The 12457-nt window shown below is 61.2% G+C and carries 8 protein-coding genes; 7 read left to right on the top strand and 1 reads right to left on the bottom strand.

What is annotated here, in order from left to right; all coding sequences use genetic code 11:
* Positions 1-988, bottom strand: a 988-nt coding sequence (locus tag H3O04_RS28505) for an Ig-like domain-containing protein (RefSeq protein WP_442862850.1), incomplete at its 3' end; no start/stop codon positions are given.
* Positions 989-1298: 310 nt separating this feature from the next.
* Here H3O04_RS28505 and H3O04_RS28500 point away from each other — a divergent pair.
* From H3O04_RS28500 to H3O04_RS28470, 7 genes are all read left to right on the top strand, one after another.
* The gene (locus H3O04_RS28500; protein WP_006478877.1) at positions 1299-1805 is read left to right on the top strand and encodes a sugar dehydrogenase complex small subunit; all 507 of its coding nucleotides are present in this window, start codon (positions 1299-1301) and stop codon (positions 1803-1805) included.
* On the top strand, positions 1805-3424 hold the full coding sequence (locus H3O04_RS28495) for a GMC family oxidoreductase (RefSeq protein ID WP_023476482.1): 1620 nt from the start codon (positions 1805-1807) through the stop codon (positions 3422-3424). Before H3O04_RS28500 ends, H3O04_RS28495 begins: the two co-directional genes overlap by 1 nt.
* Before the next feature lie 2 nt (positions 3425-3426).
* Positions 3427-4704: a cytochrome c gene (locus H3O04_RS28490; protein WP_034174749.1), complete on the top strand. Its 1278-nt coding sequence runs from the start codon at positions 3427-3429 to the stop codon at positions 4702-4704.
* A gap of 173 nt (positions 4705-4877) precedes the next feature.
* Entirely contained in the window at positions 4878-5297 is a 420-nt protein-coding gene (locus tag H3O04_RS28485; protein ID WP_011547564.1) for a DoxX family protein, read from the top strand.
* Positions 5298-5360: 63 nt separating this feature from the next.
* Complete coding sequence (locus H3O04_RS28480; protein ID WP_011694745.1) at positions 5361-6467, top strand: porin; 1107 nt, start codon at positions 5361-5363, stop codon at positions 6465-6467.
* Positions 6468-6966: 499 nt separating this feature from the next.
* Positions 6967-9471 (top strand): type VI secretion system Vgr family protein, encoded by a 2505-nt coding sequence (locus H3O04_RS28475; RefSeq protein WP_124592129.1) that lies wholly within the window; start codon positions 6967-6969, stop codon positions 9469-9471.
* Between the two features lie 61 nt (positions 9472-9532).
* Positions 9533-12457 (top strand): glycoside hydrolase family 19 protein (locus H3O04_RS28470; RefSeq protein WP_202588942.1); only part of this gene is annotated, 2925 nt, incomplete at its 3' end.

Genomic DNA, 12457 nt, shown 5'->3' with positions numbered 1-12457 from the left:
GCGGCGGGTTGAACGTGACGGTCGTCACTTCCTCGCTGTGGTCGTCGGCGGCGAAGGTGGGCGACAGCGAACCGTCGGGGCCGCGCAGCCTGATCGCTTCGGCCTGCTTGCGCGAGATCGGAGCGTTGAACGACAGCGTGAGCGGGCGCAGCGGCGTGCAGGGCGCCTTCGCGTTCTCGCGTTCGCACGAGAAGCTTGCGGCGAACGGTGCGCGCACGGTGAAATCGAAGCGCCGCTCGGTGTCGTTCGCGATGCCGCTCGGGCTCGCCACGCCCTTGCCGTAGACGAGCTGCATCTTCGCACTTGCCGGCAGCGCCTGCGAGCACGACAGCGTCAGCACGCGCGCCGCTTCTTTCTTCAGCCCGAAATGATCGAGCAGGGCGTTGCGCGTGTCGTCGTCGGCCGCCGTGACCGGAATGCGGTTGCCGATGCCGGCCGCTTCGCACCAGATGTTGGCGAGCGCCGAGCGCGGCTCCGCCGGGCCGTTCAGCTTCATCACGAAGACCTGCCGCTCCTCGATCTCGCGCGAGCCGGGGCGCACCGACACCGGGAACGGGCCGCCCGTCTGGAACGTGAAGCGGCGCGGGCCGCTGGCCGCATTGCCGGCGACCGAGCGCAGCGTATCGTTGAGCGCGACCGAGCAGCGGACGCCGGGCGGCAGGTCGCTTTCGAAATCGTAAACCCAGGTCTTGTCGTCGAGCCAGTGGCCCTGGCCGCGCGCGGCGGTCGAATCGTTGCAGGTCACGCGCGCCGGATTCGGCGCAGACGCCGAGCCGAACGCGACCATCGGTTCGTCGAACTTGACGACGCTCTGCCGGACTTCGGTGACGGTGCCTTGCGGCGACACGCTCACCGTGCGCGCCGCGCCCGCATGCAGCGACAGGGCCGCGGCGGCGCCGAGCGCCGCGACGGCGCCGATGCGCCAGAGCAGCCGGGTCGTGTGGTTGGTTCGATGCGTTTCTTTGTTGTGCTTGTCGCGCTGCTTCATCGCTCGATTGCCCTCGGAGGGAAGCTTTCTGTTTGATTGCACGGGATTCTAACCGACCGCCGCGCGCGCGCAGCGCGGCGTGCGGGTGCGGTGTGTGGTCGGCACGCGACACGGGGGGGCCTGCCGCGGATTTGTCGCGTCGACGACACAAAAATGCAGCGAAATTTCGATTGTCCCGGATTGCGGAACATTAAATGAACTATAAAAAGATTGTTTGATCCGGCTGGTGCGCGTACATTGCAGGTCCGCGCCAATGTTTGAGAAATATCAAGCGTGGTTTTCCCGAATCCGGTGTTCGAGAGAAGGAAACATGCACAACGACAACACCCCCCAATCGCGTCGTGACAACGACGCAGCCGCAACCGGCATCACGCGGCGTCAATGGCTGCAGGGCGCACTGGCGCTGACGGCGGCGGGCCTCACCGGCTCGCTGGCGTTGCGGGCCCTGGCCGACGATCCCGGCACCGCGCCGCTCGATACGTTCATGACACTTTCCGAAGCATTGACCGGCAAGAAAGGGCTGAGCCGCATCACCGGCCAGCGCTATCTGCAGGCCTTGCAGAAGGGCTCGTTCAAGACGGCCGACAGCCTGCCGCAACTCGCCGGTGCGCTCGCATCCGGTTCGCTGAATCCCGACCAGGAATCGCTCGCACTGACGATTCTCGGCGCGTGGTATCTCGGCATCGTCGACAACGTCGTGATTACCTACGAAGAAGCATTAATGTTCAGCGTGGTGTCCGATACGCTCGTGATCCCTTCGTATTGCCCCAACAAACCCGGCTTCTGGGCCGAAAAACCGATCGAGAGGCAAGCCTGATGGCCGATACCGATACGCAAAAAGCCGACATCGTCGTCGTCGGATCGGGTGTCGCCGGCGCGATCGTTGCACACCAGCTCGCGATGGCGGGCAAGTCCGTGATCCTGCTGGAAGCCGGCCCGCGCATGCCGCGCTGGGAAATCGTCGAGCGCTTTCGCAACCAGGCCGACAAGACCGATTTCATGGCACCGTACCCGTCGAGCCCGTGGGCCCCGCATCCGGAATACGGCCCGCCGAACGACTACCTGGTCCTGAAGGGCGAGCACAAGTTCAACTCGCAGTACATCCGCGCGGTGGGCGGCACGACGTGGCACTGGGCCGCGTCCGCGTGGCGCTTCATCCCGAACGACTTCAAGATGAAGACCGTGTACGGCGTCGGCCGCGACTGGCCGATCCAGTACGACGACCTCGAGCATTACTATCAGCGCGCCGAGGAAGAGCTCGGCGTGTGGGGCCCGGGCCCCGAGGAAGACCTGTACTCGCCGCGCAAGCAGGCGTACCCGATGCCGCCGCTGCCGTTGTCGTTCAACGAGCAGACCATCAAGAGCGCGCTGAACGGCTATGACCCGAAGTTCCACGTGGTGACCGAGCCGGTTGCCCGTAACAGCCGACCGTACGACGGCCGGCCGACCTGTTGCGGAAACAACAACTGCATGCCGATCTGCCCGATCGGTGCGATGTACAACGGTATCGTCCACGTCGAGAAGGCCGAGCAGGCCGGCGCGAAGCTGATCGACAGCGCGGTCGTCTACAAGCTCGAGACGGGCCCGGACAAGCGCATCGTCGCTGCGATCTACAAGGACAAGACGGGCGCCGACCATCGTGTCGAGGGCAAGTACTTCGTGCTCGCCGCGAACGGCATCGAGACGCCGAAGATCCTGCTGATGTCCGCGAACCGCGATTTCCCGAACGGCGTCGCGAACAGCTCCGACATGGTCGGCCGCAACCTGATGGACCATCCGGGCACCGGCGTGTCGTTCTATGCGAGCGAGAAGCTGTGGCCGGGCCGCGGCCCGCAGGAGATGACGTCGCTGATCGGTTTCCGCGACGGCCCGTTCCGCGCGACCGAAGCCGCGAAGAAGATCCACCTGTCGAACATGTCGCGCATCAACCAGGAGACGCAGAAGATCTTCAAGGCCGGCAAGCTGATGAAGCACGACGAGCTCGACGCGCAGATCCGCGACCGTTCCGCACGCTACGTGCAGTTCGACTGCTTCCACGAGATCCTGCCGCAACCCGAGAACCGCATCGTGCCGAGCAAGACGGCCACCGACGCGATCGGCATCCCGCGCCCCGAGATCACGTATGCGATCGACGATTACGTGAAGCGCGGCGCCGTGCATACGCGCGAGGTCTACGCGACCGCCGCGAAGGTGCTCGGCGGCACCGACGTCGTCTTCAACGACGAGTTCGCGCCGAACAACCACATCACGGGCGCGACGATCATGGGCGCGGACGCACGCGACTCGGTCGTCGACAAGGACTGCCGCACGTTCGACCATCCGAACCTGTTCATCTCGAGCAGCTCGACGATGCCGACCGTCGGTACGGTGAACGTGACGCTGACGATCGCGGCGCTCGCGCTGCGGATGTCGGACACGCTGAAGAAGGAAGTCTGACCGTGCGGAAATCTACTCTCACCTTCCTCCTGGCCGGCTGCCTCGCGCTGCCCGGCCTCGCACGCGCGGCCGATTCGGCCGATCCCGCGCAGGTCAAGCGCGGCGAATACCTCGCGGTCGCTGGCGACTGCATGGCCTGCCACACCGCGAAGGGCGGCAAGCCGTTCGCGGGCGGCCTCGGCATGCCGGTGCCGATGCTCGGCAAGATCTATACGAGCAACATCACGCCCGACCCGGATACGGGCATCGGCAACTGGACGTTCGACGACTTCGAGCACGCGGTGCGGCACGGCGTGTCGAAGAACGGCGACAACCTGTACCCGGCGATGCCGTACGTGTCGTACGCGAAGATCAACGACGACGACGTGCAGGCGCTGTACGCGTACTTCATGCACGGCGTCGAACCGGTCAAGCAGGCGCCGCCGAAGAACGAGATCCCCGCGCTGCTCAGCATGCGCTGGCCGCTGAAGATCTGGAACTGGCTGTTCCTGAAGGACGGCGTCTATCAGCCGAAGCCGGCGCAGAGCGCCGAGTGGAACCGCGGCGCGTATCTCGTGCAGGGCCTCGCGCACTGCAGCACGTGCCACACGCCGCGCGGCATCGCGATGCAGGAGAAGTCGCTCGACGAAACGGGCGGCAGCTTCCTGTCGGGCTCGGTGCTCGCGGGCTGGGACGGCTACAACATCACGTCCGACCCGAACGCGGGGATCGGCGGCTGGACGCAGCAGCAGCTCGTCCAGTATCTGCGCACCGGCAGCGTGCCGGGCCTCGCGCAGGCAGCCGGCCCGATGGCCGAGGCGATCGAGCACAGCTTCTCGAAGATGACCGAAGCCGACATCGGGGCGATCTCGACGTACATCCGTACGGTGCCGGCCGTGGCCAGCGGCGACGCGAAGCAGTCGCGCTCGTCGTGGGGCAAGCCGGCCGAGGATGGCCTGAAGCTGCGCGGCGTCGCGCTCGCGTCGTCGGGTATCGATCCGGCGCGCCTGTATCTCGGCAACTGCGCGACCTGCCACCAGATGCAGGGCAAGGGTACGCCGGACGGTTACTACCCGCCGCTGTTCCACAACTCGACGGTCGGCGCGCCGAATCCGACCAACCTCGTGCAGGTGATCCTGAACGGCGTGCAGCGCAAGGCCGGCAGCGAGGACGTCGGGATGCCCGCGTTCCGTCACGAGCTGTCGGATGCGCAGATCGCCGCGCTCACGAACTACCTGACCGGGCAGTTCGGCAATCCGGCCGCGAAGGTGACCGAGCAGGACGTCGCGAAGCTGCGCTGACGCGGCACGCGACGAAGCAGGGCGACAACAGAAAAGAGGAGGAGCACAGCACATCGGGCGGGCCCCGATGCCGGTTGTTGCAGAGCGGGGCGGGCGGCGCGGTTGGCCGCTCGCCCCGGTTCACAGGCAATCCGGTGCGTGCAGTTGCGCGCATCGTTTTCGTTGATCACACCATGACACCGAATCAACCGTTTCTCGCGTCCCAGCGCGATGTGCTGCTGCTGCTGTCCCGCATTCTGCTCGTGATCCTGTTCGTGATGTTCGGCTGGAAGAAGATTATCGACTTCTCCGGTACGATCGCGTTCATGGGGAGCGAGGGCGCGCCGGCGCCGATCATCTCGGCGGCGATTTCCGTCGTGATGGAGCTGTTCGTCGGGATCGCGATCCTCGTCGGTTTCCAGACGCGCGCGCTCGCGCTGCTGCTTGCGCTGTATACGATCGGCACCGGCATCATCGGCCACCACTACTGGACGATGACGGGCGGCGAGCAGATCAACAACATGATTCATTTCTACAAGAACATCGCGATCTCGGGCGGTTTGCTCGCGCTCTGCGCGGCTGGCCCCGGACGTTTTTCGATCGATCGCGGATAAGCGGACCCGAGGCGCGTGCATGGGGCGCGCGTCGGACGGTCGAGACTTCGAGGGGGCATCATTTTGCGACTCAAATACTTCGCATGGCTGATTGCGGCCGCCACGCCGGCGGCGGCGTTTGCACAGACGAGCGTCACGCTGTACGGCCGGATCGACGGCGGCGTCGAATACCTGAACCACATCGCGAAGCCGAACGGTGGCAGCGGGACGCGCTGGAGCGCGGAAAGCGGCGACTGGGGCACCAGCATGTTCGGGCTGAAGGGCGTCGAGGATCTCGGCGGCGGGCTGTCGACGGTGTTCAACCTGGAAACCGCGTTCCAGGTGATGAACGGCCAGACGGGCGGCGGGCGCATGTGGTCACGGCGCGCATACGTCGGGTTGAAGAGCAACACGTGGGGCCAGCTGCAGGCCGGCCGCAACCTGTTCATCGACAGCGACGGCGTGTGGGAATTCGATCCGTTCGTCCAGCAGGCGTTTTCGTCGGCGTCGCTCGTGCGTGGCCGCAACTGGCAGCAGACCAGCAACAACATCGAATATCACAGCCCGGTGATCGGCGGCTTCGACGTGCAGGCGCAATACGCGTTCGGCAACCAGTCGCGCGGCTTCAACTACGGCGCGCCCGACGATTTCGGCCGCTCGGACGGGATCATGATCTCGTATCACTCGCCGGTGCTTGATGTGCGTGGCATCTACGACGAGCTGCGCGACAACAACGGCAAGTTCAGCAACGTCTTCACGGCGTCGCGCGAGTACTTCGTCGGCGCGAACGTGAAGGTGTCGAAGTTCAAGATCCAGGGGGCGTATACGCACTACCAGGCGCCGGATAGTCCGGCTGGTGTTGCCGATCGTGCCGATCACTACTGGCTCGGCGCGACCTACTCGGCGACGCCGCAGTGGGCGGTGACGGGGGGCGGGTATTACGTGAAGGTGGGCGATGGCGGCGGCGATGCGTCGCACGATCCGTCGGGGCACGCGATGATGTACGTGCTCGGTACCACGTACAACCTGTCGAAACGGACGTTCCTGTATGGGACGGTTGCGTATGTGCGCAACGGCGGGAATTCGAACTTCTCGCTGCTCGCGACGCCGCGCGACGCGACGTCGGGGACGAGCCCGATGACGGGCGAGTCGCAGACGGGCGCGTATGTGGGGATGATGCATACGTTCTGAGCGTGGGCGGTTTGCGTAGGTGAAAAAGGCTCGGGTGATCGAACCCGAGCCTTTTGCGTTTACAGCGCTTAGCAGCCGCATGGCTTGCACGAGCATTGCATTGCGGGGAGTCCGCGCTCGATGGCTTCACATTTTTTGACGTTTATAGACTGAAAACTCCAAGGTAAACGACGGTTATTCGATTTATCGCTATCTAGCTGGCTCCAGCTACGGCGGGCGCTGTCGTTACCGTTGCCGAATGCAGTGACCCCACGGGCGGCATGCCTGTGCTGCCTGCCGATATCGTTGTGCTCGAAAGCATGGCGTAAGTTGCATCCGAGTTGGATTTAATATGATGAATTTCGGCTCGATCCGGTGTGCGGCTTGAATCCTTTCCATGCCGAAAGCCCCAACAGTGGCCGGAAAATTCTGGGCCTTTTCCTATTTCAATGAGATACCAATCGGTCGCCCGGCGCTGCCCGGCGGCTGTTTTTGTTACTACACGGTACGGGGTAGCCTGATGGTTTCCGATCTCCTGAACAAGGCACTGCGCACGCAATACGTGCAACACGGACGAATTGTCCGCCTCGATACGCCGCTTGGCGAAGACTGGTTAGTCCCGCTTTATGTCCGGGGGCGCGCGTGTCTTGGGCGAGACTTCGAATTCACGATCGATGCAACATCGACGCGGCTCGAAACAATTCCGGCGAAGGCGCTGATCCGGCAATCCGTGACGCTGTGGATCCGGCAAACGGATGGCAGCGAAATGCCGATTCACGGTTATGTGACGGCGTTCAGCCGCTTGGGCGGGGACGGAGCCAATACGTACTATCAACTCCGCTTCAATTCATTCCTCGCGCTGCTGCGCCTCGGCAGTGACCGACGCGACTGGATCGAGACACCCGCGCAACAAACCGTGTCCGATGTGCTGGGAAAGTATCCGCAGGCGACCGGTAACTTTACTTGGCAACTGCGTCAATCGTTGCGCTCGTATTCTCAGCGGATGCAATGGGAATCCGACTGGAATTACGTCCACCGTACCTTTGAAGAACTCGGTCTTTTTCCGCGTTTCGATATCGCGCAGGACGGCAAGTCTCACAAGGTCGTCATTATGGACGATCTTTTCTCGGTTCCCGAGTTGAAGCAAAAGACCATTTTGTTTAGCCGCTCGGTACAAGACGAGGAATTCGACGGCCTGAGTGAGTGGATCGACTCGCAAGAAATTCAGTCGGCCGAACTCGATACGGGCACATTCGACTACAAGCGTCCGGACCTTTCGAAGCACGTCACGATGCCCGCGTTCGATCTTGACGATGTGCCGGGGCTGGGCGAGCAGTATGAATACACGGGGTCGCATACGTGGTCGGATCGCGACATGGGCGAGGCTCAGGCAAACGTTGTCACAGAAGAATGGCGCTCACGGGCGCAACGCTTTTACGGTGTGGGCGCATTGCGTTGCGCATGGCCTGGTCGCTATGGGGTGCTGACCGGGCACCCGGTGCATGATGCGCAGTCGGACCAGGATCGTGAAATGGCGATTCTTTCGGTGAACTGGCTCATCCAGAACAACGTGCCGGGTATCGAAAACCTGATGCGTTTTCGCAAGAGCCTGCGCGCCGAAGTCGAGCAGGCGCGAGCGACCGGCGCGGGTTCGGCGGTGCGCCATGACGACGGCAGCGTTGGATTTTTTCACGTCGAAATCGAAGCGCAACGGCGTCGGGTCGCATTCCGCAGTCCCTTCGAACACAAGAAGCCCGTCATGCAGCTTCAGACGGGCATCATCGGTGGACCGGACAACGAGGAAATCTATACGGATGAATTGCTGCGGGCGAAGGTTCGGCTGACATCGGATCGACTCAATGACGGCGACCAGAACGTGTCGGCGTGGATACGCGCGGCGATGCCCGATGCGGGCTACAAGCGCGGCGGCATGTTCCCGCTGCGCAAGAACGACGAAGTCCTAATCGATTTTATCAACGGTGATTGTGACCGTCCGGTGATCCTGTCCAGAATGCATGGTGGCGAAAGCAAGCCCGAATGGCACACGCACGGGCTGACCTCGGGCTTGCTTTCGCGCGAATACGGCGGCGAAGGCTATAACCAACTTATGATGGACGACGCCAGTGGGCAGAACCGCGTGCATCTGTACTCGACGAGTTATAGCTCGCATTTGCACCTGGGCTATCTGATCCAGCATTCGGGCAACACGCGCGGTGCGTTTATCGGGCAGGGCTTTGACCTTAAGTCATTGGGATACGGTGCGGTGCGGGCCGAGCAAGGGCTCTACGTTTCGACGCAACCTGCAACGACCCAACCGCTGAGTGTGACGGCAGCGTCCGAACAGCTTACCCGCGCCGAAGCGATGCTGGCGACGGCGTCGAAGGCGAGCCAGGCGAACCGGGCGCAGAGTCAGCAAGACGGCCACGATGCACTGAAAACTTTCACGGACGCAACGCAGCATCCGGTGGCCGGCACGACCAAGGGCGGTCGCACGGCCGGCGGCGGTACGGGCAACGCGAATGGCTTCGCGAAGCCGATCATGCTGCTGTCGAGTCCCGAAGGCATTGCCGCATCGACGCAAGGTTCGGCGCATATCACGGCAAACAAGCAAACCAATGTGGTCGCCGGGGAGAACATCAACCTTGCCGCCGGACGAGCATTGCTCGCGAGTGTGCTGGAACAAATCAGCCTGTTTGCGGAAAAACTCGGCGTCAAGATCTACGCGGCGAGCGGCCCGATCGACCTTCAGGCGCAGAACGATTCGATGAGCTTGGCCGCCTCGCAAGATGTGAAGATAACGGCGGGCAAGAAGATGTACCTGTCGGCCGACGAAATTTGGATCGGCGCGAACGGTTCGTATATCAAACTAACAGCGAACACGATCGAGAACGCTACGTCGGGCCAGATTGTGGAAAAGTGCACGGATTGGGAGAAAGCCGGTGCGGCAAGCGGTACGCTGCAAAACCCGTTGCATTCGTCGCCGGTATCGATCGACGGCGGGCGTTTCACTCTGTTCTCCGGTTGAATCGCGGCCAGTATAGTGTCAAACATAAGAAATTCTGAAAGCCGAATCCGAGTCGGGAATCATGAGCAAGACAACGCACAAAAAGAAACACCATCCAGCGACCGCGCCGCAATCGGCCCCCAAACCGGCCGAGCCGGCCGATACACCGCTGAGCTGGGCCTACCCGTTCACGCCCGCAGACAGGAGCGACGCGGCCGACCCGATGACGTATTTCAAGGCGCTGGCGAAGTGCGGGACCGGCTTTTACCCGTTGGGCATCAGTGGCATGTGGCATGGGGGCGTGCACTTCGACAAAGGCAGTGCACAAATGCTGAAGCAGGACAGCGGCGTGCGCGCGATTGCGGACGGCAAGATCGTCGCGTACCGGCTGAACACGCAATATGAGGAAACGAAGTATCCAAACAACACTGCGGCGCACTACTCGACCGGCTTTGTACTGGTCCGGCATGAACTGAAATTGCCGCCTGTGCCGCCGAAACCGGCACCGAAAGAACCCGCGAAACCTGCGGCCCCTGCATCGGCTCCCGCGCCAGCATCGACTACCGCCACGCCAACACCCGCCCCGGCCGACAACCCCGCGCCGAGTAGCAAACCGGCGACCGACAAGCCCCTCGTGTTCTTCAGCCTGTACATGCACACGATGGATTGGAAGACCTATCAGAAGGCGATCGAACAGGCTCAATCTAAAGCGAAGCCGGACCCGACGCTTCCCGTGCCGATGTCGTATTGGGAAGGCGAGCGCTACTATCGAGTGGGCAACAAGGCGAAGGACAAGCAAGCTATCCCGAAGCCGAAAGCGCCTGCGCAGCCGCCCGCGAGGCGTACCGATGGGGCCGACGATCTGCCGATTAACAACACCCTCCAGAATGATCCGCCGCCCGCGAGTAGCGATCAAGATGTCGATCTACCGGCTCCCCAGACGGGGTTGCGCATTAGAGAACTGCCAGACGGCAAGAGCAAGATTATCGGCGTGTTGCCGACAGGAGCCGAAATCATTGCGGGCGAAGGCGATCCCGCCCATCCGGACTGGATCAAGATCAAGTCCATCAAATCGGGCACGGTTCTGTCTGCCGAAGTGGGCAAGCCGGTTTCTCCCCAAGCGCAGTGGAGCTATGTGTTCAAGGGGGAACTGGACGCCGTTGTCGATCCGCAGCCGTTGGATACGGTCGTGATCCTGAAGGAGCCGCAGCGTGTCAAGGCGGGCGAAGTCATCGCCCACGTCGGCCAGTATCAATGGCCTATGAAGGCCAGTACGATACCGCCGAAGCCGAACTATCCGATGCTGCATCTCGAAGTGTTCGCGGGGCCGGACCTGAAGGACTTCATCGATCGAAGCCGCGCGCGCGTGAAAGAACTGAACGACAAAAACAAACCGCTTCTGGAAATCGAGCCGGGGGCCAAACTGGTCAGCGAAATTCCCGCGCCGGACCAGAAATTGACCCAATCCGGGTTGAAGCTCGTGCCGATCGGCGACGCAAAGGGTTCGCGCTGGATCAAGGTGCAACCCAAGAGCGTGACCAATGTACCCGCGAAAGGCAAACAGAAGGCCCAACAAAAATTAGCGGACGTTGGCAATCCGCTGTGGGTCGAAAGCAGTCTGGCGAACACGATCAGCACGGCGAACGTAGCGGGATGGCAGAATTTTCCGCTGGACGTTTCCAAGGCAAGCGGACCGGGCGCGGACTTCAGGAACGTGTTACGCCGTACTGAACTCGACAAGCTCGGTGAGGGCAATGTCGCGGTCGACGACAAGGGTCATCATTGGTGGAACATCACGGTTGGCTCGAAGGACGGCTCCGGCCTGACTGGCTGGGTGTGCGATACCGATCACCCTCACGTACAACTTCGTAGTCCGTGGGAATGGCCGGGGTTCGCATTGGTGGACAACGGCAGCGTCAGCCCGGCCGACATGTTCAAACGCCATATCCATACGACCGGGCAATATTTGCCGGACGAGGAAGGCACCGAATTTGCTGTGGACGCGGTGAAGGTCAACGCTGGCGAATTCATCACGAAGATCGAACAGGCGATCGATACGGACCACGACGGGAAGGTGACGGCGCAAGAACTGAAGCACGCACTGGAAACGCAGTGGATGGCCGAAGCGATTTCGCATCTTGTGGTGCGTAATGAAACCGAATGGGGCGGTGGTCTAGGCAAGTGGGAAGAACTCAGCCCGCTCATGCAGAAGCAGACCGAGATGTGGAAGACGGAACTTGACCGGCTCGCGAAGCTTCAGTGGTGGGAGTCAATCAAGGGTGTTGATGGGTTCCCCACAGACCTTTCGCCTTGGCATCTTCATCCGATTGGGTTGATTGGGAATTTTGCGGGCACAGGATGCTGTGCAATTACGGTTGAGCTATTGGAAAAGGTGTATAAAAAATCGGGAGACTGGTTTACAGGGAAGGGAGGATCAAGGACATTTGTACAGGAGTTTCCGGAAAAATACCCGAATATATATAAATATGATAAATATAAATTCGTCTCGCTACTCAATGCTAAATTGAAGGAGTATGGCATTGTTGGGTGTTATCACAAAGCCCACTTTTTAGCGCAATGTTTCCATGAATCGGCTAGGTTCGAGACAACAATAGAGTTTGCCTCCGGTGAGGGATATAATCCTGGGGTGCATCCAGACGCTATTAAGAATGGAAATACTGTCGTCGGAGATGGACCTAAGTACAAAGGAAAGGGGCTAATTCAGTTAACGTGGAAAAACAACTATGCCGCATATTCCGATCACAGGAAGATCGATTTTGTGACAAATCCTGAGCTTATTGCTGCTGATATGGAAAATGCTATCGATGCATCTTGCTGGTATTGGCGCCATAAAGGGGCGCTTTCGGAAAAATATGAAGCCAAGGGCGATACAAATATTCTCATAGATCATGAGAAAAATAATGTTAGATTAATTACGCTGGCTGTCAATGGCGGGCATAATGGATTGCCTGAGCGTCAGGAGCTTTTTGATCGAATTAAGAAAGAG

Origin of the sequence: Burkholderia sp. KCJ3K979 (genome assembly GCF_016759955.1) — a bacterium.
In the GTDB taxonomy this organism is placed as follows: Bacteria; Pseudomonadota; Gammaproteobacteria; order Burkholderiales; family Burkholderiaceae; genus Burkholderia; species Burkholderia orbicola.
This window is presented reverse-complemented; position numbering and strand designations above follow the sequence as displayed.